Annotated in this window: 23 protein-coding genes; 15 read left to right on the plus strand and 8 right to left on the minus strand. The window is 44.1% G+C overall.

Annotated features, from left to right (window positions below):
* Positions 1-45: 45 nt before the first annotated feature.
* Positions 46-954 carry a sulfate adenylyltransferase subunit CysD gene (gene cysD / locus F0145_RS03755; protein ID WP_150086969.1) on the minus strand — a complete coding sequence of 303 codons (909 nt, stop codon included), beginning with the start codon at positions 952-954 and terminating at the stop codon, positions 46-48.
* A gap of 105 nt (positions 955-1,059) precedes the next feature.
* The gene (cysC, locus tag F0145_RS03760) at positions 1,060-1,665 is read right to left on the minus strand and encodes an adenylyl-sulfate kinase (protein WP_150086970.1); all 606 of its coding nucleotides are present in this window, start codon (positions 1,663-1,665) and stop codon (positions 1,060-1,062) included.
* A gap of 138 nt (positions 1,666-1,803) precedes the next feature.
* On the opposite strand from cysC, the gene cysQ reads away from it, so the two are divergent.
* From cysQ to F0145_RS03785, 5 genes are all read left to right on the plus strand, one after another.
* Positions 1,804-2,565 carry a 3'(2'),5'-bisphosphate nucleotidase CysQ gene (cysQ, locus tag F0145_RS03765; RefSeq protein WP_150086971.1) on the plus strand — a complete coding sequence of 254 codons (762 nt, stop codon included), beginning with the start codon at positions 1,804-1,806 and terminating at the stop codon, positions 2,563-2,565.
* A gap of 432 nt (positions 2,566-2,997) precedes the next feature.
* On the plus strand, positions 2,998-3,315 hold the full coding sequence (locus tag F0145_RS03770; RefSeq protein ID WP_150086972.1) for a rhodanese-like domain-containing protein: 318 nt from the start codon (positions 2,998-3,000) through the stop codon (positions 3,313-3,315).
* Between the two features lie 88 nt (positions 3,316-3,403).
* Complete coding sequence (locus F0145_RS03775; RefSeq protein WP_150086973.1) at positions 3,404-4,081, plus strand: phosphoadenylyl-sulfate reductase; 678 nt, start codon at positions 3,404-3,406, stop codon at positions 4,079-4,081.
* A 6-nt stretch (positions 4,082-4,087) separates the two neighbouring features.
* Positions 4,088-5,026: an NAD-dependent epimerase/dehydratase family protein gene (locus F0145_RS03780; RefSeq protein WP_150086974.1), complete on the plus strand. Its 939-nt coding sequence runs from the start codon at positions 4,088-4,090 to the stop codon at positions 5,024-5,026.
* 279 nt (positions 5,027-5,305) lie between these two features.
* Positions 5,306-5,491 (plus strand): hypothetical protein, encoded by a 186-nt coding sequence (locus F0145_RS03785; RefSeq protein WP_150086975.1) that lies wholly within the window; start codon positions 5,306-5,308, stop codon positions 5,489-5,491.
* 89 nt (positions 5,492-5,580) lie between these two features.
* Here F0145_RS03785 and F0145_RS03790 read toward each other — a convergent pair whose 3' ends face one another.
* Positions 5,581-6,390, minus strand: a complete 810-nt coding sequence (locus tag F0145_RS03790; protein WP_150086976.1) for a universal stress protein — start codon at positions 6,388-6,390, stop codon at positions 5,581-5,583.
* Between the two features lie 242 nt (positions 6,391-6,632).
* On the opposite strand from F0145_RS03790, the gene F0145_RS03795 reads away from it, so the two are divergent.
* The 4 genes from F0145_RS03795 to F0145_RS03810 all read left to right on the plus strand — a co-directional run bounded on the left by F0145_RS03795 (position 6,633) and on the right by F0145_RS03810 (position 11,053).
* Positions 6,633-8,180, plus strand: a complete 1,548-nt coding sequence (locus F0145_RS03795; protein WP_223815802.1) for a PAS domain-containing sensor histidine kinase — start codon at positions 6,633-6,635, stop codon at positions 8,178-8,180.
* A gap of 4 nt (positions 8,181-8,184) precedes the next feature.
* Complete coding sequence (locus tag F0145_RS03800; protein WP_223815803.1) at positions 8,185-8,637, plus strand: response regulator; 453 nt, start codon at positions 8,185-8,187, stop codon at positions 8,635-8,637.
* Positions 8,638-8,757: 120 nt separating this feature from the next.
* A complete protein-coding gene (locus F0145_RS03805) occupies positions 8,758-9,984 on the plus strand; it encodes a hybrid sensor histidine kinase/response regulator (RefSeq protein ID WP_150086977.1) in 1,227 nt (408 codons plus the stop codon).
* A 4-nt stretch (positions 9,985-9,988) separates the two neighbouring features.
* Positions 9,989-11,053 carry a response regulator gene (locus tag F0145_RS03810; protein ID WP_150086978.1) on the plus strand — a complete coding sequence of 355 codons (1,065 nt, stop codon included), beginning with the start codon at positions 9,989-9,991 and terminating at the stop codon, positions 11,051-11,053.
* Between the two features lie 718 nt (positions 11,054-11,771).
* On the opposite strand, the gene F0145_RS03815 is transcribed toward F0145_RS03810, so the two are convergent.
* Positions 11,772-12,302, minus strand: a complete 531-nt coding sequence (locus F0145_RS03815; protein WP_150087209.1) for a CopD family protein — start codon at positions 12,300-12,302, stop codon at positions 11,772-11,774.
* A gap of 159 nt (positions 12,303-12,461) precedes the next feature.
* On the opposite strand from F0145_RS03815, the gene hemA reads away from it, so the two are divergent.
* The gene (gene hemA / locus F0145_RS03820) at positions 12,462-13,724 is read left to right on the plus strand and encodes a glutamyl-tRNA reductase (protein ID WP_150086979.1); all 1,263 of its coding nucleotides are present in this window, start codon (positions 12,462-12,464) and stop codon (positions 13,722-13,724) included.
* A 354-nt stretch (positions 13,725-14,078) separates the two neighbouring features.
* Here hemA and hemN read toward each other — a convergent pair whose 3' ends face one another.
* Together hemN and F0145_RS03830 are read right to left on the minus strand one after the other, a co-directional pair.
* Positions 14,079-15,449, minus strand: coding sequence for an oxygen-independent coproporphyrinogen III oxidase (gene hemN / locus F0145_RS03825; RefSeq protein ID WP_150086980.1), 1,371 nt, complete (start codon positions 15,447-15,449; stop codon positions 14,079-14,081).
* A 272-nt stretch (positions 15,450-15,721) separates the two neighbouring features.
* Positions 15,722-16,102 (minus strand): methionine-R-sulfoxide reductase, encoded by a 381-nt coding sequence (locus F0145_RS03830; protein WP_150086981.1) that lies wholly within the window; start codon positions 16,100-16,102, stop codon positions 15,722-15,724.
* Between the two features lie 246 nt (positions 16,103-16,348).
* On the opposite strand from F0145_RS03830, the gene tcmP reads away from it, so the two are divergent.
* The gene (gene tcmP, locus F0145_RS03835; protein ID WP_150086982.1) at positions 16,349-17,488 is read left to right on the plus strand and encodes a three-Cys-motif partner protein TcmP; all 1,140 of its coding nucleotides are present in this window, start codon (positions 16,349-16,351) and stop codon (positions 17,486-17,488) included.
* 49 nt (positions 17,489-17,537) lie between these two features.
* The gene (locus F0145_RS03840; protein WP_150086983.1) at positions 17,538-18,308 is read left to right on the plus strand and encodes an SDR family NAD(P)-dependent oxidoreductase; all 771 of its coding nucleotides are present in this window, start codon (positions 17,538-17,540) and stop codon (positions 18,306-18,308) included.
* Positions 18,309-18,875: 567 nt separating this feature from the next.
* On the opposite strand, the gene F0145_RS03845 is transcribed toward F0145_RS03840, so the two are convergent.
* Positions 18,876-20,186 (minus strand): hemolysin family protein, encoded by a 1,311-nt coding sequence (locus tag F0145_RS03845; RefSeq protein ID WP_150086984.1) that lies wholly within the window; start codon positions 20,184-20,186, stop codon positions 18,876-18,878.
* A 279-nt stretch (positions 20,187-20,465) separates the two neighbouring features.
* On the opposite strand from F0145_RS03845, the gene F0145_RS03850 reads away from it, so the two are divergent.
* The 3 genes from F0145_RS03850 (at position 20,466) to F0145_RS03860 (ending at position 26,004) form a co-directional block, all read left to right on the plus strand.
* Entirely contained in the window at positions 20,466-22,709 is a 2,244-nt protein-coding gene (locus F0145_RS03850; protein ID WP_150086985.1) for a protein-disulfide reductase DsbD family protein, read from the plus strand.
* Between the two features lie 123 nt (positions 22,710-22,832).
* Entirely contained in the window at positions 22,833-23,921 is a 1,089-nt protein-coding gene (locus tag F0145_RS03855) for an isoaspartyl peptidase/L-asparaginase family protein (protein ID WP_150086986.1), read from the plus strand.
* 157 nt (positions 23,922-24,078) lie between these two features.
* Positions 24,079-26,004, plus strand: a complete 1,926-nt coding sequence (locus F0145_RS03860; protein WP_150086987.1) for a hypothetical protein — start codon at positions 24,079-24,081, stop codon at positions 26,002-26,004.
* Between the two features lie 71 nt (positions 26,005-26,075).
* On the opposite strand, the gene trxA is transcribed toward F0145_RS03860, so the two are convergent.
* On the minus strand, positions 26,076-26,402 hold the full coding sequence (gene trxA, locus F0145_RS03865) for a thioredoxin (RefSeq protein ID WP_026461941.1): 327 nt from the start codon (positions 26,400-26,402) through the stop codon (positions 26,076-26,078).
* Positions 26,403-26,460 lie beyond the last annotated feature (58 nt).

Genomic DNA, 26,460 nt, shown 5'->3' on the forward strand with positions numbered 1-26,460 from the left:
CAATTAGCTAACAATTCAACAATTAACAATTCAACAATTTAACAATTAAAAATATCCCTGTTTTTTCCGGTCTTCCATAGCCGCTTCGGAGCGTTGGTCGTCGGCGCGGGCGGCACGTTCGGTTACGCGGGCGGCGGCTACTTCGGCAATAATATCTTCCAGATTACTGGCCGGCGATTCTACGGCGCCAGTACAACTCATGTCGCCTACGGTCCGGAAACGAATGGTTTTTTCTTCGTATTGCTCGCCTTTGAGTAAGGTAATAAATTCGGATTTAGCTAATAAAACACCCTGGCGGTTGACAATTTCGCGCTGGTGCGAGAAGTAAATAGAAGGTAGTTCCAGTTCTTCTTCGGCAATATATTGCCAGATATCCAACTCGGTCCAGTTACTCAGCGGAAACACCCGGAAGTGTTCGCCGGGATTTTTGCGGCCGTTGTACAAATGCCACAATTCGGGGCGCTGGTTTTTAGGGTCCCATTGGCTAAATTCATCGCGGTGCGAGAAGAAACGTTCTTTGGCGCGGGCCTTTTCTTCGTCGCGGCGGGCACCGCCAAACGCCACATCAAACTTAAATTCTTCGATAGCGCTTAGCAGGGTTACGGTTTGCAAACCATTACGGCTCGGGTTCGGGCCTTTCTCTTCTTCGGCTAAACCCTGGTCGATAGAATCCTGTACGGTGCGCACAATTAAGCGGGCCCCAATTTTATTTACCAGATAATCGCGGAACTCGATGGTTTCGGGGAAATTATGGCCGGTATCTACGTGCAACATGGGGAAAGGCAATTTAGCCGGCCAGAAAGCCTTACGGGCCAAATGCGCCATTACAATAGAGTCTTTACCACCCGAAAATAAAAGAACTGGTTTTTCGAACTGGGCCACCGCTTCCCGCATAATGTAAATAGATTCGGCTTCCAGTTGCTTTAAATAACTTAATTTATAAGAATAAGACATGTTTGTTTAATCCATTGTCCTAAGCCCACGGCCCAGGAAAAATTTTATTAAATATTAAACTAAATGATTTTGTATGCCGGAAAGAAAACTCCGGTAAAGCCGGAATTAACAACAATGCGGTTTGATCCGGGGCAGCAACATATCCAGTAATTTCTGCAGGCTGGATGAATAATCTTCCAGGTCAGTCCGGATTTCGAGCGCGGGTTGGGTTGGTGCTTCAAAAGGCGCATCCAGGCCGGTAAAGTTCTTAATTTCGCCGTTTAAAGCTTTTTTGTACAAGCCCTTTACATCCCGTTCGGCACAAACAGCAAAAGGTGCGTTTATATAAACTTCGCAAAAATCGGCTTCGCCAATAATATTGCGGGCCAAATTCCGGATTTCTGCGGTGGGGCTAATGAGCGAGCAAATGGTAACCATACCGGCGTTTAAAAATAATTTGGCGGTTTCAGCCGAGCGACGAATATTTTCGAGGCGATCGGCTTCGGAAAAGCCCAGATTATTATTAATGCCGCTCCGCAGGTTGTCGCCGTCCAGTAGTTGGGTTAAAAAGCCTTGGGCGTGCAATTCACGTTCCAGGCCTTTGGCCAACGTGCTTTTGCCGGAACCCGATAAGCCAGCCATCCATACCACCACGGCCCGCTGCTTCAGCAACGCTTCCTTATCCTGGCGGGTAAGGGTTTGGTCAAAAATAGGGTAAATATGTTCGGCCATACCGACGTCTTCGTTTTGGAGGCCAAAATTAAGAGGTTAAGTTGGATATTTAAAAAATATTTAAATAAGTTTGAATATTTATGCAAATAAACAAACTCACGCGTGGTAGTATTAGTTAAAGCTACCTAATTTATGTTCATGGAAATAGACCTGGAAAAACTCTTTCAAATAGCCGTAGATGCCGGCGAAGCCATCCTGGTAGTGTATAATAATCCGCAGGAAGCCGGGCTCGTAAAATTAAAAACCGATGAATCGCCGCTGACCTTAGCCGATGAAGCTTCGCACCTGATTATCCAGCAAGGGCTGGAGCAACTTACCCCCGAAATTCCAATATTATCGGAAGAAGGCGCCGCTATCCCGTACGAAGAACGCCAAGCCTGGGAATATTTCTGGTGTGTAGACCCGCTGGATGGCACCAAAGAATTTATTCACCGGAACGGCGAATTTACCGTTAACATTGCCCTTATTCATAAAAATACCCCAGTATTGGGCGTTATTTACGTGCCCGTAACCGGTGATTTGTATTACGGTGGTCCTGAGAAAGGCAGCTTTAAACGAACAGCCGCCGGCGAAACAAGCAGTTTAAAAGTTCAGGCCGATGCGCCCGAATGGATTGCCATTGGCAGCCGCTCCCATGCTTCGCCCGACGAACAAGCCGTTTTAGAAAAATATCCGGTCGTAAAATCTATTTCGGCGGGCAGCTCGCTTAAATTTTGCTACGTAGCCGAAGGCAAAGCCCATATTTATTACCGCCACGGCCCTACCATGGAGTGGGATACCGCCGCCGGCCAGGCCATTGTAGCGGGCAGCGGCGGCACCCTAACTATGCCCAACGGCGAACCTTTTTTGTATAATAAACCTTCTTTGCTAAATGGCGGCTTTATTTGTAAAGTAAATTAACAAAGCACAGCAGCGATAAATCTAAAATATTTAACCGGTATACTTAAGAATTTTAAACTTATTTTGCTCAGAATGGTATACCTTTTAGCTAATTCGCTATCAATAGAAAAGATAGCAGCTAACAGAATATTTTCAGCATAATATTTGTTGAACTAAATAATGCCATACTTATTTTTTTAATTAGAACTTAGTGTTTAGCTTTGTACTAATAAATAACAAATGATACAGACCCAGAACCTTTTGCTTACACCCGTTATGCCCGCAACCTGTTGCTGTTGCATGGCTACGCTGTGTACGGAAGGCTTATGGTTGTTGTAATATAAAATACTGCCATTTATATAGGAATAGAGCCTCTCCGTATGCGGGGAGGCTTTTTTTATGCTTTATTTTAAGCAAAGTGGTGCCTATTATTAAAAAATTAACTCACAAAAAATGAAAGAAGTTACCGTTCAGGACCTGAAAAAACTGATAGACGAAAAAGCCGATTTCCAACTGATAGATGTGCGTGAGCCGCACGAATACCAGATTGCCAACCTGCAAGGCGAATTAATTCCGCTGGGTCAGGTAGAAGCCAACGTAGATAAAATTAATCGCGATAAGCAGGTGGTGGTACATTGTAGAAGCGGTGCCCGCAGCGGCAACGCCATTGCAGCCCTGGAAGCCCGGTACGGTTTTACCAATTTATATAATTTAAAAGGTGGTATCCTGGCCTGGTCCGATGAGATCGACCCATCGGTACCGAAATACTGATAATAAAAGGCCAGTCGCTAATAAAATAGTTTTTGGCCGATATAGATAAATCGCTTTACCAATCATAAAGCGGCTAATAATTAATAAGATGAATAATTTCGAAACGCTCGTAGCAGAAATTAAGCAGGATTTAGATGCGTACAAAGAACGGGGCTTAAAAATATTTGCCTCCTCGTCCCTGCAAACCAACAGTATGCCTTTATTGCATATTCTTAGCCGGGTAGCCCCCGAAACACCGGTTTATTTTCTAAACACCGGCTACCATTTCCCCGAAACTTTAAGTTTCCGGAAGCAGGTAACGGATTTGCTGGGGCTTAACATTACCGATTTGTACTCGGCGGTGCCCCGTAACCAACAGCGCGATGCCAATGGGCAATTGCTGTTTACCTCTGATCCGGATTACTGCTGCTACTTAAATAAAATTCAGCCATTAGAGCCTATTTTGGCTAGTTTTGATGTGTGGATTAGCGGCGTACGCGGCGACCAGAGCAAGGTGCGGGCCCAAATGAAACGCGAAGAAAAAGCACCCAATGGCGTTATCCGCTTTCATCCGATGCTGGGCTGGTCGAGCAAAATGGTTTACGATTATATCCGGGAGTTTAAATTACCCAAACATCCGCTGGAAGGCGAAGGGTATATGAGCATTGGCTGCGAGCCGTGCACCCGTAAAATAGATGTAAATGCCCTGCTCGACGACCGCAGTGGCCGCTGGTTTGGTACCAATAAAACCGAGTGCGGCTTGCATACCCAATTGATTACCAGATAATAATACATGAAAATATTGATAACGGGCGGTGCCGGCTATATCGGCACCGAACTTACCCACCAACTCCTCCAAAATCCGGAAGTATCTGAAATAATTATTTACGATAACCTGAGCCGGAAAAATTACAATCTCTTTCTAGGTCATAATAAATTACCTGATAAGCGCATTAAATTTGTGCTGGGCGATATTCTGGATTCGTATAAACTGCGCAAGGTTATTGCCGAAGCCGATGTGGTGTACCATTTGGCCGCTAAGGTGCTTACTACTTTCTCTAACGACGACCCGCACTTGTTTGAGCAGGTAAACCATTGGGGCTCAGCCGAACTAAGTTACGCCCTGGAAAACAGCAAAGTGCAAAAGGTAATTTATTTAAGTTCCACTTCCGTTTACGGTGGCACCGAAGAGCAGATAGAAGAAGATACGCCACCGCAGCCGCGCACGTATTACGGCATCTCGAAACACAACGGCGAAAAAATGATTAGCCGCTTATCCGACCGTATGCAAACCTACATAATCCGGTGCGGCAACGTGTACGGTTATAACCGTAGCCTGCGTTTCGATGCGGTCATTAACAAATTTATGTTCGATGCCCATTTTACCAACCGTATTACCATACAAGGCAGCGGATTGCAGCAACGGGCTTTTGTGCACATAGATAAAGTAGGCCGCGATCTGGCAGCTTTGGTAAATATTAACCTGGCACCGGGCGTGTTTAACTTAGTAGATAAAAATTTAAGTGTAATGGAAGTAGCCAATACCCTTAAGGATGTTTACCCGGAACTGGAAATGCTTTTTATCTTGCAAGATCGTAAATCCCGCACCTTGTTTATCAACCCAAATAATAAGCTAAGTGCGCTCTCTGCTTACCCTGCTGTGAGCTTACAAGATGAACTTCAGGATTTTAGTAAACAATTTACTTTTATTCCCTCCGGATATTACAAATAATTATTATAATAATGTTATTTGTATAAACAATTGATTGATAGCATGTTATGTTTAATTAATAAAGTAAATGTTTAATTAAAAATTTGTAAAGAATATTCGTTTTTAATGAAACTTTTCTAAAATAGTTATTGTTTTTTATACGTAATGACAATAATATTAAATATTTTTTGTATTATTGTACAGCGAATCAGAGTTGTTTAGTAAGTATCTAAATTCGCAATTACTCGTATAGCTTATTTTACTACTAATAAGATAAAACAATAATAAAATAAATTAGAAATGTACGCAGCTAGTATCAACAAAAACGAAACTAAAAAGAAGAACCTATTATTTGCTGACGCCGATAATTACACCATTCCGGCCGGTGAAGGTTGGAATGAAGGGTATTCGCACTCAAGTAAGTTTCTGTACGTTAAAGATGTTACTGCCACTACTAAAAATAAAAAGAATAAAATCTGGTTTTAATAATTTAATTTAAACCGGCTTTAAAAACAAGAGCGCCTGTTATTTAATAACAGGCGCTCTTGTTTTTACCGGCTTACAATTGCTATAGCTTAAGATGCATCCGGCAAAACCAAAACCGGCATTTGTAACTGACCTTCTACGTAACTCGCTAAAAAGTTGCTTACGGCAATTTGCTGGCAGGTATTTTTATCGGCGCTAATAACCAACCAGCCAGCATCGGGGTAATCTAAAACCGGATTATCTGCTACTAAAAGCATTTTACCGGCCTCGAAGCTGGTACCGGGGAAATCGGGCTGCGGTACTGTAATTGCCGGCAGAACAGGTTTTGGGTTTTGGTTGGTTAGGGGTTCAGAGGTTACTTCCGGTATTGTGCCAAATAAATTATGTAGCTTTTGCTTAATATTAAATTCGGGTTGCGTAGCCGTGGCGTAAAGCTGGTAACGAAAGTTAAATGGCGAATTAAAATTAAAACCAGCCGGCACGCATAATACCGGTACGTTGCTTTCCTGTATTATAGCCGCCGTAATCTGGCCTACCTTAGAACCTGCCGCCTGCCCTTTGCCCCGTAGGCCCATCACCACCAAGTCAGCTTTTAAGCGTTGGGCAATTGCCGGAATTTCATCGGCCGCAAAACCAGGCCGCATAATGCGGGTAACCGAAATGCCATGCGTTAAATGCAAATCATAAGCCAGCTTATCAATCTGGGTTTGGTTTAAATTTTCGAAATTCTCTAAATCCAGGTCAATCGATAAATCTGCGGCGTCGGCCAGCGCTACACTTACGTGGTAAGCATGAAATAATAACAAGCGGGCACCGGTAATATGAGCTAAGGCAGCGGCATAATGCGCGGCATCAGTTGCATTCTGAGAAAAATCGGTTGGGACTAAAATATTTTTCATAAACTAAAGCAAAGCCATCCTTAAATGCTACACAGCCATCAACCCGGAATAAATAAAAAAGTAAATTGTTTATTTACCAGATAAGATGGCTTTTACTTACTTGACAAAATTAAGAAAGCCCGCCACCCGGAATAATGACTGCGGGCAGGTGAGCGGATGATGTTTGTCATTAAACAGAAGATTAAGGCTAATTACCTTGATTGACTACTGAGAAGTATCTATTTTTACCCAAAAGCATAAGTGTGGCGCATAATTTAGAACAGGAAGATTTTGAAACCCAATCGCGGCTGCAAGCCATTATAGATACCGCTATAGATGGTATTATTACCATCGACGACAAAGGTATAATTGAAACCGTGAACCCGGCGGCAGCCCGTATATTTGGCTACGATCCGGTAGAAGTAATTGGGCAAAACGTTAAAATATTAATGCCGGAGCCGGATCATAGCCAGCACGATTCTTATATTCAGAATTATCATCGTACTGGCATTCCACAAATAATTGGCAAGGGCCGGGAAGTACTGGGCCGGAAAAAAGACGGTACGGTTTTTCCGTTTCTGTTGAGCATTAGCGAAGTAAAACTCAAAAACAAGAAAATATTTACCGGCATTATTCACGACATAACCGGTCTGAAAAAAGCCGAAGATGCCCTCCGCGAAAGCGAAAATAAAATTAATGCCATTATTCACGCCGCCGTAGACGGAATTATTACCATAGATAAGCGCGGCATTATGGAAATGGTAAACCCATCGGCCGCGCGGTTGTTTGGCTATGAGGCCAGCGAGTTGCTGGGCAAAAGCGTAAACGTATTAATGCCCGAGCCCGACCGCAGCAGCCACGATGGCTACATGAACCATTACCACCAAAGTGGCCAGCGCCGCATAATTGGCATTGGCCGCGAAGTTACCGGTAAGCGCAAGGATGGTACGGTATTCCCGTTTTTCTTAAGCATTAGCGAAGTTAAGCTAGCCGACCGCACCGTTTACACCGGTTTTGTGCACGACATAACCCAGCAAAAACTGAACGAAGAACGCTTGCGGCGCTACGCCGCCGAACTGGAACGAAGTAACCTGGAACTTCAGGATTTTGCCTACGTGTCGTCGCACGATTTACAGGAGCCCTTGCGCAAAATTCAGGCCTTCGGCGACCGGCTAAAGACCAAAGACCAGCCGAACTTAAGCGAGCAAGGCAAAGATTACCTCGACCGCATGATGAATGCGGCTTCGCGGATGCAAAATTTAATCAACGATTTGCTTTCCTTCTCTAGGGTTACCACCAAAGCCAAACCCTTTGTGCCCGTAGACTTAGATATGGTGCTGACCGAAGTGCTATCGGATTTGGAAATTGCCATTGAACGGACCCAGGCTGAAATTATCCGATCGCCGCTGCCGGTTATAGAAGCCGAACCCACCCAAATGCGGCAATTATTTCAGAACCTGGTGAGTAATGCCATTAAGTTCCGGAAAGAAAATGAAAAACCAATTATTAATATTTACGCAAAGCACATTCAGAAGAAAGCCCACTTAACAGCCACCCCCGGCGACGAGGTAACCGATATTTATGTAGAAGATAACGGCATTGGCTTCGACGAGAAATACTTAGACCGTATTTTTAATATATTTCAGCGGCTGGAAGGCCATAAGTACGAAGGTTCAGGCATTGGTTTAGCCATTTGCCGGAAAATTGCTATTCGGCACGGCGGCGATATTACCGCTAAGAGCCAACCGGGCGTGGGTACTCGTTTTATTATAACCCTGGCCCTTAAACAACCCCAGGAAAAAACCATCTAGTTGTATGATCGCAAAAAATAAGAAAACCATAGTGATATTAATTGCCGATGATGACCCGGAAGACCGGATGCTGGTAAAAGAAGCCTTGGAAGAAAGCCGGTTAACGAATAAAATGGAGTTCGTAGAAAACGGTCAGGAATTAGTAGACTACCTGAAAAACCACGGGAAATACGCCGATAAGGAAAAATTCCCGACTCCCGGCTTAATATTACTCGATTTAAATATGCCCAAAAAAGATGGCCGTGAAGCTTTAAAAGAAATTAAAGCCGATGCCCATTTGCGGGCCATTCCGGTAGTGGTACTCACCACCTCCAAAGCTGAAGAAGATATTCTGAAAACCTACGATTTGGGCGTCAGCTCGTTTATCACCAAACCGGTTACTTTCTCCGCCCTGGTTGATGTGATGAAAACCGTTACCAAATATTGGTTCGAGATAGTAGAACTGCCGAAGATGTAGTTAAGTGATTAGCGGTTAGGAATTAGCGGTTAAGAAATAAATTTAAAGGAAATTCGAAACAATTATTGCCAATCGTGAAAACCGAACAACGATTAACGAATAACGATTAACGAAATCGACATGTCTGATAAGATCCAAATATTGCTGGTCGATGATGATGAAGATGATTATATTATAACCCAGGATATTATTCAGGATATTCCGGGGCGGCATTATCAACTCGAATGGGTTGCTTCTTTTGAGGAGGCCTTGGCCATTATCAATGAGAGAAAGCACAATATTTATTTGGTCGATTTTAGATTAGGCGCCGAAAATGGGCTGGAACTTATCACCAAAGCCATTGAACAAGGCGTAGATGCGCCCTTTATTTTATTAACCGGCCAGAGCGATCGTGAAACCGACGAAAAAGCAATGCGCGCAGGCGTTTCGGATTATTTAGTGAAAGGCACTTTTAACCAATACGATCTGGAGCGGTCTATCCGGTATAGCATTGAGCACAGTAAAAACCTGGCCGAAATTCGTAAATTAAACGCCGAACTGGAGGAACGGGTGGCCGAGCGTACCCGCGAACTAGGCGAAGCGATCCAAAAACTGGAACATACCAACAAAACACTCTACCAGGCACAGGTAGAAATCCGGAAGGCTCTACAGAAAGAAAAAGATTTACACGAGCTAAAATCGCGGTTTGTAACCATTGCCTCCCACGAGTTTCGCACACCTTTGAGTACCGTGCTTTCCTCGGCTTCGTTAATATCTAAATATAAAACCACCGAAGATGATGATAAGCGCCTGAAGCATGTAGAACGCATTAAATCGGCGGTGAGTAATTTAACTTCTATCCTCAACGATTTTCTGTCTATCAGCCGCATCGAAGAAGGAAAAATTTACAACGTACCTTCGGCGTTTGATTTGGTAACCTTCACCACAGATATAACCGAAGAAATGCAAGGCGTAGTGAAGGCGGGTCAGCGCATTTATTACGAGCATACCGGCGATAAAACTATTGTTAACCTGGATAAAAATTTATTAAAGAATATTTTATTTAACTTACTTTCCAACGCCAGTAAATATTCGGGAGAAGGCAAAGATATTTTCCTGCATACCAAGCTAACTGATAAAACCTTTACGTTGCAAGTTAAAGACCAGGGAATTGGTATTCCGGACGCCGATAAAACGCATTTGTTTACGCCTTTTTTCCGGGCCCAAAACGTAACCAATATTCAGGGAACCGGGCTGGGGCTTAATATTGTAAAAAGATACGTAGATATAATGCAGGGGACGCTCGATTATACCAGCGAGTTGAACCAGGGCACCACTTTTACCATAACCATACCGCAAAACGCCTAGAACCATGACCACCAAAATATTGCTGATAGAAGATAGCCAGGACATTCGCGAAAATATTGCCGAAATATTAACCTTAGCCAATTATACCGTACTGGAGGCCGAGAACGGCAAAGTAGGGGTAGAATTAGCCAAAGCGGAGCTGCCCGACTTGATTATCTGCGATATTATGATGCCCCAACTGGACGGCTACGGCGTACTGCACATGCTAAGCAAGAATCCGGCTACTTCTGGCATTCCGTTTATATTTTTAACGGCCAAATCCGAAAAAGAAGATTTTAGAAAAGGCATGAACCTGGGCGCAGATGATTATTTAATAAAACCTTTCGACGACCTGGAGCTGCTGGATGCCATTGAAATGCGGCTGAAAAAAAGTCAGATATTAAAAGCCGATTTTCAGAAGAATGCCGAAGGTCTAAACAATTTTATTCAGGAAGCCCGCGGCCTGGAAGAACTGAATAAATTACTGGCCGACGAACGAAAAATATCGCAAGTCCGGAAAAAGCAACCGCTTTTTGCCGAGGGCAATTACCCAAATGCTTTGTTTTTTCTGAACAAAGGCAAAGTTAAAACTTATAAAACCAATGCCGAAGGCCGCGAATATATAACCAGCCTGTACAAAGCCGGCGACTTTATTGGGTACGTAGATTTACTCGAAGACCAGCCATACCGCGAATCGGCGGTGGCGCTGGAAGATTCCGAAATTTGCCTGATTCCAAAAGAAGACTTTTTTTCGCTGCTCTATAACAACCGCAATGTCGCGAACAAATTCATTAAAATATTATCGGATAACCTCGCCGACAAAGAAGAGCGCCTCTTAAAACTGGCTTATAATTCGGTACGCAAACGCGTGGCCGAGTCGTTGCTGCTCGTCGAAAAACAATACCAGCAAGACAAAGGCAAAAATTTTCAGGTAACCATTTCGCGCGAAGATTTAGCCAATATTGTGGGTGCCTCCAAAGAAACCGTTATCCGCACCCTCGCCGATTTCAAAGACGAAAAACTGATTGATATCAACGGCGGCAAAATAGTTATCTTAAACTCAGACAAGCTCGCTCGCCTGCGAAATTAATAGCTATTTATTTCAATTATGTTATGCGTAGAGTTAGCGCAGCGCTCTACGCATTTTCTGTAAAGCCAATCTCTGATTGGCGTATTTAAATAAGTACTGGTTTAATAAATTCGCTCTAAAAGGCAGATAATAAATAGTAGTGTATGAATTGCGCAGAACTGATGCGTCTTCTGCATTGATAATATAACCCCAGAAAATAGCTTAGACGCAGTTAGTAGTTATTCAGTAACGCCAATCAGAGATTGGCTTTCCGCAAAATGCGTAGAGCGCTGCGCTAACTCTACGCATAACTAAGATAGTAATCCTTAGTGCTATTAACACGCCTAAGCTTTTGTTCCTAAGGTATTACTCTTGTTCAATCGCAAGCATATTAATGCATATTAACCCGCAATAATAAAAAACTAAATCGCTACCGATAATCTTCCGGCCTGTGAGGGCACAGGCCGAGGTGGGATATAATCTAAATTGTACAAAAATATTCCTCAAATTCAACGGTTAGCAGGAAGCTACGAAGCAAACTACATCAGTTTGGGCGATGAGGGCCTTTCAGGTTTCCGGTGCGCAGCATTCCGACGGAGGAGGAAAGGAAAGATGAGCAGCCCGAATGACCAAACGGGCCCCGCCGGGCAGGAGGCTACTTAGACTCGAAATAATAGATAGCACCTTGGCCTTGAAAGATGGAATCTTTCAAAATACAAACAATCCAATCTGGAGGCGCTTAACTCTTTTCCCGTATAATTTTATACACCCGAATAGCCAGCAACAAAACAAATATTAAAGCAGCCAAACCAATTAACCCATAAGCCATACCCAACCCATTTTTCAGGATAACCAAAAACACAATAGCAAACAGGAAAATAGTGGCTACTTCGTTCCAGATACGCAAATTGGTAGACGACCAGGAAACCACGCCTTGTTGCTGTTGCTTAAAAATACGGTGGGTATAAATATGATAGCCATACAAGCCCAGCACAAATAAAAATTTCAGGTGCAGCCAACCCGGCGTAGCGCCATAAAGGTACCAGGTGCTCAGGCCCATGATTAAGGTAACTACCGCCGACGGCCACGTAATACCATACCACAGGCGCCGCTGCATGAGTTTATACTGGTTTTGCAGAATTGATTTTTCGGGCTCGGGCTTGTCCTGGGCTTCGGCAAAATAAATAAGCAGCCGGGGCATGTAAAACAAACCGGCAAACCAGGTAACCACAAAAATAATATGCAGGGCTTTGATGTATAAAAACGACATGTTGTTAAATATTCCTTCAATATTACATAGCATTTGGCAATGTGGTTGTTTTAAAATTTATTTTCTGCGACGGAAGTGATAAACATCTGCCCGAAAGTTGACCTGGATCATGTTTTTGGGCCCGGTTTTGGCAGAAATTTGTAACGAATAATTACAGATATGCCGAATCAGTTTAAAGTCCTGACATTATCTTATAAAAATGCCCCGATAGACATCCGGGAAATGGTTTCGCTGAACGAAAGCGCCTGTCGGAATTTATTGGAGGGAATAAAAGAATTTACCCCGGTACGCGAAGCGCTGGTGCTATCTACCTGTAACCGTACCGAAATATATTATGTAGCCGATAAAGACTACAACCAGGAAATGTTGAAATTACTGGCTATGCAAAAAGGCTTTATCGGGGTAAAAAAAATAACACCTTATTTTCGGCACATAACCGAAGCTAATCTGGCAGTGCAGCACTTGTTCCGGGTTACGCTGGGTTTGGAGTCGCAGGTGGCCGGCGATATGCAAATAATGAACCAGGTAAAACATGCGTACCAGTGGGCCGCCGATGCCGAGATGGCCGGACCTTTTCTGCACCGATTGCTCCACACCATCTTTTTTGCGAATAAACGCGTGGCCAACGAAACTTCCTTCCGCGACGGTGCTGCTTCGGTGGCGTATGCTACCGTGGAACTGGTAGAAGAATTAACCAAAAATAATCAGAATCCGCGGGTACTCATGATTGGCCTCGGCGATATTGGCGCTACGGTTTGCCGCAATTTTGTCAAGACTAACCTGAAGAATGTAGTTATTACTAACCGGACTTACAACAAAGCCGAAGCCTTGGCGCAGGAATGCAATCAGGTAGCGGCTCCTTGGGAAAATGTTTGGGATGAGATTAAAGCGGCCGATGTGGTAATTTCGTCGGTACCCGGCGATTGCTTCTTTATTGGCGCGGCAGCTGTAGCCAGCCAGGAAATGTCTGCCGCCAAAAGCTTTATCGATTTATCTATGCCACGGAGCATCGACAGTGCCATTGCCCAATTACCCGGCGCTTCGGTGCATAATATTGATAGCATCCGGAACCGCGCCACCGTGGCCCTGGAAAAACGTCTGGCCGCTGTGCCCCAGGTTGAGGTAATAATAGCCGAAGCCATGGCGGAATTTAATACCTGGACCAAAGAAATGGCTATTTCGCCGGCCGTACAACAGTTTAAAAATACCTTGGAGCAAATCCGGCAGCAAGAAGTAGCGCGTTATGTTAAAAACCTGGGCGCAGTAGAGAAAGATTTACTGGAAGAAGTAACCCGCAATATTCTGCAAAAAATTGTAAAGCTGCCGGTTCTGGAATTAAAAGCCGCCTGTCAGCGGGGTGAGTCAGAAACGCTGCTCGAGGGTTTACAGGCTTTATTCAACCTGGAAAAACAAACTGCGTAAACAGCAAAGTTTTAGTTCTGATATATAGCCCCGGACTTATATAAGTCCGGGGTTGTTGTTTTTAGTGAGCAAATAATATTGTTATTATTGGGGTATTGCACTTAAAGTATTGCAGTCATGTTGCGCCTGTTGAAATAGCTGAATCAACTTTTTCATAGTTTTAATAGATCCTTCGATAAGCTCAGGATGACAATAATGTGTACTTAAGCGCAAATTTGGTTTTATAATGGTATAATACCAGACAGAAGGAAAAACGTTGGTACCATTATACCTGTCCTCGGATGGTATTGAAAATAAAACGCCTACCCGGATGCAGATAGGCGCTCATGGAAGGATAGCATTAGCAAAGTTAACCTAAATGGCCTTACTAAATACCTGCTGACCAGCCAGAGCCTGTACCTGAAAGCGGCGGTCGAAAACCATACAAATATTGCGGATAAAAGCTTTACCTAAATCTGTTACAATTAAACCGTTGTTGTGTAGTTGCAGCAAACCTTCTGTTTCCATGTTGTGTAAGGTAATCCAGGCATCGGCGGGTAAAGTAGCCCGCAGTTCGTCGGTAAAAGTTAATTCGCCTTTGCAGGCAATGGCCAGAATAGCTTCTTTTACCAGTAAATCTTCATCGGTTAAAAAATGGCCTTTTAAAATAGGCAACTCGTTGGTTTGCAGGTTCAGGTTATAATCTTCTACTTTTTTCTGATTTTGCAGGTAAGCGTATTTGGCATCGCTGATAGACGAGCAACCCAGGCCAATTAATAAATCGGTATGGCAGGTGGTATAACCCATAAAATTGCGGTGCAGGGTTTTGTTCTGAAAAGCTGCAAATAAGGGGTCGTTAGGCAATGCAAAATGGTCCATGCCAATATCGGTGTAGCCTAAAGCTTTAAATTTTTCCAGGCCCAGTTCGTACAAAGCGCGTTTGGCGGCGCTATCGGGTAAATCTTTATCGGTGTAGCTGCGCTGGCCGGGTTTTAGCCAGGGTACGTGCGCGTACGAGTAAAAAGCAATGCGGTCGGGGCGCAATAAATTTACTTTGTCAATGGTATCCGATACGCTGCTTAACGTCTGGTAAGGCAAGCCGTAAATTAAATCGAAATTTACCGATTCATAGCCAATGCGCCGGGCTTCTGAAGTGGCTCTTTCTACGTTGGCAAAGGGCTGGATGCGGTTAATGGTGCGCTGCACTTTTTCGTCGAAATCCTGTATACCGTAACTCACCCGCCGGAAACCCAGGTCATATAGTGCCTGCAAATGGGCGGTAGTGGTGTTGTTTGGGTGCCCTTCAAAGCTAAATTCCCGCTCCGGATGAATCTCAGCGTGGGCAAATATTCCTTCGAGTAATATTTTTAAGTTTTCGGGGCTGAAAAAAGTAGGGGTACCGCCACCTAAATGCAACTCCCTTATTATTGGTTTTTCCGTAAAATTATTTAAATATTGTTCCCATTCCAGCAACAACGATTTAATATAACCAGCTTCTACGCCGTGGTTTTTGGTAATACGGGTATTACAGCCGCAATACGTACACAGCACTTCGCAAAACGGCAAATGAATATACAAGCTAATGCCTTTCTGCTGGTTCGATTCGGTAAAAGTACGTTTAACCACCTCAAACCATTTGCTCGCGGCGGGTCGGTCGGTGTCCCAATACGGAACGGTAGGATAGCTGGTATACCGCGGAGCCGGTACGTTGTATTTTTGAATCAGGTATTCGTTTGCTAAGCTCATGTTTTGGCCCGAATTAATTATGGCTGTTTCGGTGATCAAGACCAAAAATTTCTGTTTTCTGGTAATATTTAGAAAAACATCAAATTGGTTTACTTGGTACAGCAAAATTACAGGAACCGGTTTGGGAGGAGAATGATGATAGTTAACTTAACTAATGATTTTAATCAGCTTAGCATTTTTACAACCTTATGGGCAGCTTCAATATTTATTATTATAAAAATAAAAAGGATGGCCACAAAGCCATCCTTTTTATTTTGGTTTTACAATGCTACCTACTTCGCATCAGGAATAAAATCTAAGGAAACGGAGTTTACGCAGTGGCGGGTATTTTTGGGCGTAAAGCGTTCGCCTTCAAAAACGTGACCCAGGTGACCGCCACAGTTGGCGCAAACAATTTCTTCCCGGTGTCCATCGGCATCCAGTACCCGTTTTACGGCGCCAGGTATTTCGTCATCGAAGCTAGGCCAGCCACAGTGTGAGTCGAATTTATCGGCGGAACGGTAAAGTGGCGTGTTGCACTGGCGGCATACGTACGTACCGGGTTCTTTGTGTTTGTTAAACTTGCCGGTAAACGGATATTCGGTGCCTTTGCGCAGAATAACCCGTTCTTCTTCGGGGGTTAGCTTATTATATTTTATTTCTCCAGTGTTCATGTTCTTAAATTTTAAAGCAACTAAACTACTAATATAACCCATTATCACAGGTTAATGTTCAGCAGATTACCTGCGGGTAAATATTTGAACAACGAAATTAAAGATTAAACAGTTATAGCAGTCCCGAAAGGTATGTTTTAGAAAAAATATTTGCGTTAAGCACCAGAAACAAAGGTTGGCGCATGAAGCCTTTCTTAAACGCAGCGATTGTTATAACTTGTACCCCGATTAGCATAGTAAGCATAAATGACGGCGGCAGAACCGGATATTTTTTTTAAACAAAAGCGCACTACTTCCGAAATAAAGGACAGCATATTGCCGGCGTATTTTAAAACCTGGTACAATATTCAGGTAAACGGGCCGGGTAGCCAATCGGTTAAATCGTTGTTATTTATCGATGGAAATGCCGGCGAAGGTGTTACGCCAGCGGGCCAACCAGCAGCACCCTTAAATATTCTGGAAAATATTCAGGCTGCAGATGATGCGCCGCCGTTGGTAAAAACCTTTTTTATTAACCCTACGGGAGCCTTTGCGGATAAATTAACAGCTAATCTGGCGCAATTACCTTTTTACCCCGAACTGCCGGAAGCCCCCGTGGTACTAACCGAAGCAGCTTTCCAGGAGCAAATTGAAAATATTAGTACTAACAATCAGCCAGCTTTAATATTTCTGGACCCCAGCCGGCAAGGGTTAACCCGGCAATTTTTACTCCGCGCGCAGCAAAGTTCTGAAACAGATGTTCTCTTAGTCGCAAACTTTAATAAAATATACCAGGCATTGCTTTCGCCGGAACCCGGTAGCTGGGAAAACACATTTTGGGGCAATCGGTTAAGCGAGGTAATAAATATTAGCCGCCATGAGCCCAGTGCCAGAAAGCGGGAAGTTTTGTTTATGCAGGCCCTGGCAGCAATTTTGCAGGAAGCCGGGTTTTATATATTCCGGTTCAATATTCTGGCACCGGGTAAAAATTCGGCTAGCCAATATTTGATGCTTTTAACTAAATCGCTGCCGGGGTATTTGGGCATGAAAGAAATGATGCAAGCTTACAGCGATTATCAGGAAGATGGGGTGCCCTTATTTGCGGCGACCAACAAGCCGCCGGTGCCTTTGCTGCCCGGGTTTTTCCGATATTTAAGCAATTATACTCTCGATAACCTGGTAGCAGCGCTGGCGCAAAGCCGCAGCCAGTTTCATTATAAAACGCTGCAAGCTATTTACGAAGAGCACAGCATTGGTACCAATTATATTAAGGCAAACTACCAGCAAGCCTTAGAAAAGCTCCAAGCCGATGGCGTATTGTACCCGGTAAATGCCCAAAACAAGAAAGTAAAAGCCATTACCGATACTTCCGTAATTTTCTATAACTTACACCGCAGCAAAAAATAGAAAACCAATATTGCTTTACAAAGGCAATATTTATCCACCACCACAATTTATGCTAACAGACGAATTCCAGAACCAGGTTGCTATTGTAACCGGCGCCGGACAAGGTATAGGTTATGAAATATGCCGGCAACTCGCTCATAAAGGGGCATCGGTTATTTTGAACGATGTTGATGCTACTTTAACTGCCCGCGCTACCGAAATGATTAACCAGGATGCCGGTGGCCGGTGTTATGGTATGGCCGGCAATGCCGCTGACCTAAGTTTTATTCAGGAAATGGTAGATACGGCAGTGCGGGAGTTTGGACAGTTAACCATTGCCATTGCCAATGCGGGTATTACCTTGTTTGGCGATTTTTTAAGTTACACCCCCGAAGCCCTGCACAAAGTAACCGAAACCAATATTGGCGGCAGCTTTTTTCTGGCCCAGGCCGCGTCCCGGCAATTTATTAAGCAACAAGGCGGAGGCAGTATTTTGTTTATGTCATCGGTAACGGGTTACCAGGCGCACAAAAACCTGGCGGCGTACGCCATGACCAAAGCGGCCCTGCAAATGCTGGCCAAAAACCTGGTAATTGAACTATCGCCGTATAAAATAACGGTTAATGCGCTTGCCCCAGGGGCCACCCTCACCGAAAGAACGGCTCAGGACGGTGATTATGAGCAAACCTGGTCTAGGTTAACCCCACTGGGCCGGCCCGCTTACCCCGCCGATATTGCGCAGGCGGCGTTGTTTCTGGTATCGGATAAAGCCCGCCAGATTACCGGCCAAAGTTTAATTATTGATGGTGGCTGGTCTTCTATCAGCCCGTCGCCCTTTTAAGAATTAGAGCAAACGGGAATAATTTATTTCATCCCGGTTAAGGAATGTTGCGGCTATATTTTACAATAGCGGCTTATATAATATTTGAATAACTTCCGCAGTAACCAGACAAAGCTTTAATTGAAAGAGATATTCTAAAGCAGACAATTATTGTCATTCCGGGAATACAAGTATTCCGGGAGGAAACTATGTGGCTTTCTGCTAAATAGTTTCCTCCTGAATGACAATTTTGGATTAGATGATGCTGCCTTAAAAGACGCTGGGTGATTTTAAATAACTGCTGTTACGCAAGAAAGAGCCAACAAAATGGAGTTCAAGTAATCCACTATTGTCATTCAGGAGGAAACTATGTAGTGGGCAGCTAAATAGGTTCCTCCTGAATGACACGAGTGGACACCATAGCCTCCTTAAAAACGTTATGCAAACAAATATTGCTTAATATCGGTTAATAATTATAAGCGACAATATCTATAAGCGACGGAATATTTATAAAAGCAACTGGCCGGTCATAAGGCGCGGCCAGAGCAAGAATAAATAATTTTCGTGGAAGTGTTAGTGTTGCGTAGATTACAACACATCGTCCTTTTTATCTTCGGTAACTGTTAGTAAAACGCGTTCAATATTGCGCTGCGATTTTTCCAGTACCTTAAACTCGTATTCGTTGTAAACAGCGGTATCGTTAATTTCCGGAATAGTGCCGTAAATTACGTTTATTAAGCCACCCACGGTTTCGTAATCTTCGCCTTCGGGCAACGGGTAGGGCAGGTAATCATTTACATCCAGAATAGAAGCCGCCGTGTTTACCTTAAACTGGAACTCCGAAATTTTTTCGACAATAGGTACTTCCTCATCGTACTCGTCCTGGATTTCACCCACGAGTTCTTCCATAATATCTTCCATGGTAACAATACCCGATACGCCGCCAAATTCGTCGGATACAATGGCCATGTGCAGGTGGCTGCGTTGGAAATGTTGCAGCAAACGGTTAATCTTTTTGGTTTCGGGCACAAAATAAGCCGGACGAATTAATTTTTCGAGGTTAATGGGCTCGCCCCTCCGAATGACAATGAGTAAATCTTTGACGTACAAAATGCCCACAATATTATCGATGGTTTCTTTGTAAACCGGAATCCGGGAATAACCTTCCTTAAAAACCATATCCAGGATTTTATCTTCGGAAGAATCAATATCCAGGGCGGCCAGTTTGGTGCGGGGCACCATTATTTGCTTTACCATGCGGTCGTTAAACTCAAACACGTTCTCAATAAGTTCGTGCTGCGAATCCTGCATGGCGCCGCTTTCTTTACTTTGTTCAAAAATTAACCGCAATTCTTCGGAACTGTGTACTTCGGCGCCGTGCATGGGTGTAATGCCAATGCCTCTTAATATTAGGTTTGAAAAACCATTCAGGAACCAGATAGCCGGTGAAAAAATTATGTAGAAAAACCGCAAAGGCAACGATAAAGCCAAACTAGTAGACTCGGGCCGCTGAATAGCCAGCGATTTGGGCGCTAATTCGCCGAAAACAATGTGCAGAATAGTAATAACCGCAAATGAAACAGGTAAGGCAATTTTATGGGCTAGCTCTTCGCCGCCGGCAAACCCAAAGGCATGCATAATATTAATAATAATCTCAGATACCACGCTTTCGCCAATCCAGCCTAATCCCAAACTGGCCAGGGTAATACCTAACTGCGTAGCCGATAAATAAGCATCCAGGTTATTAATCATGACTAAGGCCACTTTGGCTAACTGGCTGCCGGCCTGGGCCCGGAGTTCTACTTGCGAAGCCCGTACTTTAACAATGGCAAATTCGGCGGCCACAAAAAAACCATTCAGGAATACCAGAAAAATGGTTAATAAGATGTTTAGGATCATAGTTTTTGCTTACAAACGCAGGTAAGCTTTGTGTAATCTGCCTCAAAGATAAAAGTAAGGCGCTATTATCAAAGCAAGGCACAGAAGTTTTGCCCTATTTTACCCATGGTACTATTATAAGTAAATAGCCAAAATAAGTTATAGATATTATAAACCTTCAACGGAATTAACCGGAAGCAAAAGTGCTAAGCCGGCCAATTTACCTTTTTTAAAGTTTGTGCGACTAAATATGTTAATTTTGTAAATAATAAGTACGTATTTATAAGGTTAGCATTAAGAATGAAGTCTATAAAAATTATAATATTATTCTTGGTACTGGTGTTTGGGCAACAGGTCGGGCAAGCGCAGATCCTGAAGCCTGCCCGCTGGAGCTACGATGTCAGCAGCAAAGAAGTAAAAGTAGGCGAAGAAGTAGAGCTGGTGTTTAATGTAAATATCATGCCCGACTGGTATTTGTATTCCAGCGATTTTGATCCGGATCTGGGGCCAATGGTTACTACTTTCACGTTTCAGAAAGATCCTTCGTACGCCCTGGTAGGTAAAATAAAACCCATTAACCCCAAAAAGAAGTACGATAAAATATTTGACGGCGAATATACCTACTTTATTAAAAATGCCCAGTTCCGGCAGCGCATTAAGGTTTTAAGCCCTAATTTAAATATTAAAGGTGCTTACGAATACCAGGTTTGTTCCGATGTAGATGGCAAGTGTATTCCTTTCGACGATACATTTGCGTTTAATCAGATAAGCGTGAGTGGTGTTGCCCAGCCCGAGCCGGCAGCACCTGCAGTGGGCGCTACTACGCCAGCAGAAGCACCGGCGGTAAGTGCACAAACACCCCGCCCCGCCGAAGAAACGGGTATTCTGATGGATGACCCCACGTTTCAGGGTTTGATTGCCGAAGTAGATTCGTCGCGGACCGACTCGGCGCGTAAAGCCAGAGCTTTAGCCGTATCTCCGGCCGACACGAACCTGCCTGCTACTGCCGAAACAGCGCCCCTGATGGCCGTAGGCAGCGTGCCAAATGCCGGTTCTGACCTGAGTAGCTTTATGATGCTGGCCTTTTTAACCGGTTTGCTGGCTTTGCTTACGCCCTGTGTGTTCCCGATGGTGCCCATGACCGTTTCTTTCTTTACCGGCAATAGCAGCAACCGGGCGCAGGCAATATTTAAAGCTTTTATCTACGGCTTGTCCATTGTGGTTATTTATACCCTTATTGGTACTATTTTTTCGAAACTGGCAGGGCCCGAAGCTGCAAATTTTATTTCTACGCACTGGCTGCCCAATATTTTGTTTTTCCTGATTTTTCTGTTGTTTGGCATGTCCTTCCTGGGTATGTTCGAGATTACGCTGCCCAGTTCATTGGTGAATAAAGCCGATGCCCAGGCCGATAAAGGTGGCTGGTACGGGGTGTTTTTTATGGCATTTACCCTGGTGCTGGTGTCGTTTTCTTGCACCGGGCCGTTGGTGGGCAGCATATTGGTGTCCTCGGCGGGCGGCGAAACTTTAAAACCCATTGCGGGGATGCTGGCGTACTCCACTGCCTTTGCGTTGCCGTTTACCTTGTTTGCGGCTTTCCCGTCGTGGCTTAAAAGTTTACCCCGTTCGGGTGGCTGGCTTAACAGCATTAAAGTTTGCCTGGGCTTTTTAGAACTGGCGCTGGCGCTTAAATTTTTAAGCATGGCCGACCAGGCTTACCATTGGGGCATTCTGGACCGGGATATTTTCATTGCCGCCTGGATTGTTATATTCTCGCTGATGGGTTTTTACCTGCTGGGCAAACTTAAATTCTCGCACGACTCCGACCTGAAATTTATTAGTGTGCCGCGCATTTTGCTGGTTATTCTGGTTTTCTCGTTTGTGGTATATTTAATTCCGGGTTTGTTCGGGGCGCCGCTAAAAAGTTTAGCCGGTTATCTGCCGCCGCAGTCGTCGCACGATTTTGATTTAAATGCTATAATCCGGCAGAACAACCAGGGCGGGACTGTGGCAAACGCGCCGGCAAATGAGTTGTGCGAGGAACCTAAATACGCCGATTTCCTGCATTTGCCCCACGGCCTGCAGGGCTACTTCGATTTAGAACAAGCTAAGCGCTGCGCTATTGCCCAAAACAAACCCATTTTTATTGATTTTACGGGCCATGCCTGCGTGAACTGCCGCGAAATGGAAGCCAATGTGTGGTCGGACCCGGAGGTGCTCAAACGCTTGCAAAACGATTATGTGGTAGTAGCCTTGTACGTAGATGATAAAGCTGAACTGCCGCAAGACGAGTGGTACGTATCGACCTACGACAAAAAAGAAAAGCGCACGATTGGCAAGAAAAATGCCGATTACCAGATTACCCGTTTCCAGAATAATGCCCAGCCTTTTTATATTTTAATGGACCCGGCCACTGAAAAACCCCTGGTGCAACCCATGGCTTATAACCTGAATGTGCAGGAATTTGCCGGCTTTTTAGACGCGGGTAAAAAGCAATATCAGCAGAAACTGGCAGTCGGCGGTAATATTTCGGCGCTTAAATAATATAACCAAACCTCTTAATAAAAGAATTTTAAGTTATACAGAAAGCTCCCCTCCTGTTTTAGGAGGGGTAGGGGTGGTAATATTCTTGTCTTTATATAATTTTTTTACCCTGGCACTTACTTTATGACTCTCCTTAAAAATTGCCTGCTCTTTATCTGTTATCTGGTTAGTTTAGTAGCAACCGGGCAAACCAAACCGAATGCAACTGCTACCCTTGATAAAAATAAAATAACCCTGGTTATTCACGGTGGGGCCGGTACCATTACCAAACAGAACATGACGCCGGAAAAGGAAAAAGCTTACAACGAAGCTTTGAATCAGGCTTTACAAGCCGGCTACGCAATTTTAAAGAAAGGCGGTACCAGTTTGGATGCCGTGGAAGCTGCTATTCGGGTAATGGAAGATTCGCCGCTGTTTAATGCCGGTAAAGGCGCGGTTTTTACAAACGAAGGTAAGAACGAACTGGATGCGGCTATTATGGATGGCAAAACCTTAAAAGCCGGTGCGGTGGCCAGCGTAACAACTATTAAAAACCCCATTACGGCAGCCCGGGCCGTTATGGAAAAATCGGAGCACGTAATGATGATTGGCAAAGGCGCCGAGCAGTTTGCGAAAGAAAAAGGCTTGGAGCTAGTAGACCCCACTTATTTTCGCACCGAAACGCGCTACCAGCAACTGGAAAAAATCCGGAACGAAGAAAAAACAAAATTAGACCACTCGGGCGGCAGCGGCAATATTCGTACACCCAAAACAAAAGAAGCAAATGCGCTGGCCGAACTAATATTTACCGAGGGCGAAAAGTTTGGTACCGTGGGGGCCGTTGCCCTCGATCAGTTTGGGAACCTGGCGGCGGCTACCTCTACGGGCGGCATGACGAATAAGCGTTACGGTCGGGTAGGCGATGCTCCTATTATTGGAGCCGGCACTTACGCCGACAATGCTACCTGTGCTGTATCGGCTACCGGCCACGGCGAATATTTTATCCGGTCGGTGGTGGCGCACGATATTGCCGCTTTAATGGCGTACAAAGGTTTATCGGTAAAAAGTGCGGCCGAAGAGGTGGTAATGAAGAAACTGGTAAAACTGGGCGGCGAAGGCGGCGTGATTGCCCTGGACCGGAACGGTAACTTTGCCATGCCTTTTAATTCGGCGGGTATGTACCGGGGCTATATTAAAGCCGACGGCAAAAGCGAGGTGCTGATATATAAATAAAATACTATACAGAAACCCTAAAACCAGGTGTGTGGGCGGTTTGCCGGTATCTGGTTTTTTTTATGTAATTAATTATTCTGTTTTTCTTTATATAATCTAAAATATACCATATTTTTGCATTGCTTCAGATGGTAATATAGCTATCGGTATTTAAAATATGCAATTCAAAAAATTTACCCTGTTTTTCCTTTTTGTACTACTTGGGTATGTAGCAAGAGCCCAAAATGCGGTGCAAACCCGACTGGCGTACACTTTCACGGATAAATTCACTTTTTCGGATGAGTGGCAGTACCTTTCTACGGACATTTATTTGTTTAACGGCAGCAAATTTACCCGGGTGGTAAACGAACTGGAAAGTGGGGCTGGCCGTGACAAAAAGAACTACCGCAAAGATCTGGAGTACATGTTTATTTCGGCGCAGCTAAAAAATATTAAAATATTTGGCAACGAAAACGTTATTTACCCGCTGTATAATTTTAACATTGGCACCGATAAAAAAGAATATACCACCGAGGTAAGCGATAATATTGAGGTTATCCGGATTATAGATAAGCTGCCGGTTTCCGACGAAAGCAAAAATATTGAAGCCACCATTCAGGCCAAAGCCATTACCAACGACGAAACCGGCGACATGTTTAATATTGTGTCGTCGCAGTTGCTCAATATTTCGAAGTTAACCAATCCGTCCGGGGCGCTGTTGTCGCTAGTAGGGGAGTTTGGTAATTTATTGGGTTCTACTTCTAAAAAGAAAGAATACCGCTTTAGTTCTACCATTCGTTTGTACGAAGGCCAGGATTTTGATACGCGCTTGCACTCGGTGCGTATGTACGTGCTGGTGCCACCCGATGCCAAACAGCCAACTTTGCGCATGGCGCGTTTTGCCGAATATTTGGGCGGCGGCCACGCTAACCTCGATCGCCGGAAAATAGAAGAACTGGTAAATTATAAAGATTATCCTTTTCTGATTATTGCCAATTATAAATCGTTGTACAAAACCGATGTACTCAGCGGCAACGAAATTAATACCGAACTGATTGAAAAGCGCAAGCAAAAAATAACCAATGCGCACGATGCCGGCCTGGTAAAAGACGAAACCTTTAAGCAGGAAATGTTTTACATAGAGTACCTGCGTACCTTTGCCGAACTAAAGCAAAACCTGAACCATTACAAGCTTAACTACCGCAATAATATTTCGGAAGCCAACTCCAAAACCTTGTTCTCCATTATCCAGAGTTACCGCAGCCTCAAAAGTTTGCAGCGGCAGCGCGAAAAAGAGTTCGCCAAAAACAGTACTTTCCAGACCGTATTTAAACCCGAGTACCAGGCCGTGGCGTCCAGCGCCGATTTGTACCTGGAAGGCGACCACAACCTGAAAAATTCGAAAGAACTGGTGCTAACCTTACTGGAACTAGACACCGAAATAAAAAATAACCTGAATGCCGCTAAACGCGAAGCTTACCTGGCTAAACTGAACGCGGTGGAGCTACCTAACAAAGAATATTTAGCCACTACCATCGAGGGCGAAGCCATTACCCGGTACATTAACCAACTCGAAGACATGCAGTACAAAGAGCTGTTCGAGAAAGATGTAAATAAACTAGCTACCCTGGCCGGTACCGACGAGAATCTGGCTTTCCGGAACACTTTGGTAGAAAAAGTGGGCACCACCAAATGTATTAAATGCCGGGAACTGGTAAAAGAAGCCGTGTTGAGTTTTAACAAACGCTACGAAGCTACCAAAGCCCAGGAAGCTTTAAAAAAGACCGAAGACCTACGCAAACTCGCCGACGCGAAAGTAACCGAGTTTTTGAAAAAGAAATATTGCATCGATAATAATATTAAAAGCAGCTTTGCGCCCGATGCGGTACCCGCTTTTGTAGCGCGCTTTACCCAAAAGAATAACGATTTAGGCAAGCAAACCGAAGAATTAAATAATTTATTGAAAGAAGGCCTGAAAAGCGAGAAGCTCGAAAATATAACGGATTACAACAACCGCCTGGAAGTGCTGATGAAGCAGATTGAAGACGGCTTTAACGAAATTTGTACCAGCGAAAAAACCTTGTGCGGTTGCTACAGCGGTTAGTTGTACTAAAATAAACATAAAAAAGCCCCTTTTGCATAAGCAATAGGGGCTTTTATAATTTACAGAAATAATTAAGCTAATTGGGCTTCCAGTTTTTGCGCTAAAGCATTTTTAGGAACGGCACCTACTTGCTTATCTACTACCTGGCCGTTTTTGAAAACTAACAAGGTAGGGATGCTGCGGATACCGAATTTAGCAGAAGTTTGGGGGTTGGCATCAACGTCAACTTTACCCACTACCACCCGGCCTTCGTAGTCGCCGGCCAGTTCTTCTACTACCGGACCAACCATGCGGCAAGGTCCGCACCACTCAGCCCAAAAGTCAACTAAAACTGGTTTATCAGAATTTATTATTTCTTCGAAATTAGCATCGGTTATTTCGATTGCTTTGTGTCCCATGACATTTAAAGTTTAAAGTTTGTATTACTAAATATAAAAAGCCTAAGCCTAAAAGCTT

Origin of the sequence: Adhaeribacter rhizoryzae (genome assembly GCF_008629685.1) — a bacterium.
GTDB lineage: Bacteria > Bacteroidota > Bacteroidia > Cytophagales > Hymenobacteraceae > Adhaeribacter > Adhaeribacter rhizoryzae.

What these genes read in the sequence shown, in the direction of transcription:
- cysD (WP_150086969.1), bottom strand. Translation starts at nt 954, where the DNA reads ATGTCTTATTCTTATAAATTAAGTTATTTAAAGCAACTGGAAGCCGAA.
- F0145_RS03860 (WP_150086987.1), top strand. Translation starts at nt 24,079, where the DNA reads ATGCAATTCAAAAAATTTACCCTGTTTTTCCTTTTTGTACTACTTGGG.
- cysQ (WP_150086971.1), top strand. Translation starts at nt 1,804, where the DNA reads ATGGAAATAGACCTGGAAAAACTCTTTCAAATAGCCGTAGATGCCGGC.
- F0145_RS03790 (WP_150086976.1), bottom strand. Translation starts at nt 6,390, where the DNA reads ATGAAAAATATTTTAGTCCCAACCGATTTTTCTCAGAATGCAACTGAT.
- tcmP (WP_150086982.1), top strand. Translation starts at nt 16,349, where the DNA reads ATGACGGCGGCAGAACCGGATATTTTTTTTAAACAAAAGCGCACTACT.
- F0145_RS03785 (WP_150086975.1), top strand. Translation starts at nt 5,306, where the DNA reads ATGTACGCAGCTAGTATCAACAAAAACGAAACTAAAAAGAAGAACCTA.
- F0145_RS03805 (WP_150086977.1), top strand. Translation starts at nt 8,758, where the DNA reads ATGTCTGATAAGATCCAAATATTGCTGGTCGATGATGATGAAGATGAT.
- F0145_RS03840 (WP_150086983.1), top strand. Translation starts at nt 17,538, where the DNA reads ATGCTAACAGACGAATTCCAGAACCAGGTTGCTATTGTAACCGGCGCC.
- cysC (WP_150086970.1), bottom strand. Translation starts at nt 1,665, where the DNA reads ATGGCCGAACATATTTACCCTATTTTTGACCAAACCCTTACCCGCCAG.
- trxA (WP_026461941.1), bottom strand. Translation starts at nt 26,402, where the DNA reads ATGGGACACAAAGCAATCGAAATAACCGATGCTAATTTCGAAGAAATA.
- F0145_RS03850 (WP_150086985.1), top strand. Translation starts at nt 20,466, where the DNA reads ATGAAGTCTATAAAAATTATAATATTATTCTTGGTACTGGTGTTTGGG.
- F0145_RS03855 (WP_150086986.1), top strand. Translation starts at nt 22,833, where the DNA reads ATGACTCTCCTTAAAAATTGCCTGCTCTTTATCTGTTATCTGGTTAGT.
- F0145_RS03800 (WP_223815803.1), top strand. Translation starts at nt 8,185, where the DNA reads ATGATCGCAAAAAATAAGAAAACCATAGTGATATTAATTGCCGATGAT.
- F0145_RS03815 (WP_150087209.1), bottom strand. Translation starts at nt 12,302, where the DNA reads ATGTCGTTTTTATACATCAAAGCCCTGCATATTATTTTTGTGGTTACC.
- F0145_RS03770 (WP_150086972.1), top strand. Translation starts at nt 2,998, where the DNA reads ATGAAAGAAGTTACCGTTCAGGACCTGAAAAAACTGATAGACGAAAAA.
- F0145_RS03780 (WP_150086974.1), top strand. Translation starts at nt 4,088, where the DNA reads ATGAAAATATTGATAACGGGCGGTGCCGGCTATATCGGCACCGAACTT.
- hemN (WP_150086980.1), bottom strand. Translation starts at nt 15,449, where the DNA reads ATGAGCTTAGCAAACGAATACCTGATTCAAAAATACAACGTACCGGCT.
- F0145_RS03830 (WP_150086981.1), bottom strand. Translation starts at nt 16,102, where the DNA reads ATGAACACTGGAGAAATAAAATATAATAAGCTAACCCCCGAAGAAGAA.
- hemA (WP_150086979.1), top strand. Translation starts at nt 12,462, where the DNA reads ATGCCGAATCAGTTTAAAGTCCTGACATTATCTTATAAAAATGCCCCG.
- F0145_RS03810 (WP_150086978.1), top strand. Translation starts at nt 9,989, where the DNA reads ATGACCACCAAAATATTGCTGATAGAAGATAGCCAGGACATTCGCGAA.
- F0145_RS03775 (WP_150086973.1), top strand. Translation starts at nt 3,404, where the DNA reads ATGAATAATTTCGAAACGCTCGTAGCAGAAATTAAGCAGGATTTAGAT.
- F0145_RS03845 (WP_150086984.1), bottom strand. Translation starts at nt 20,186, where the DNA reads ATGATCCTAAACATCTTATTAACCATTTTTCTGGTATTCCTGAATGGT.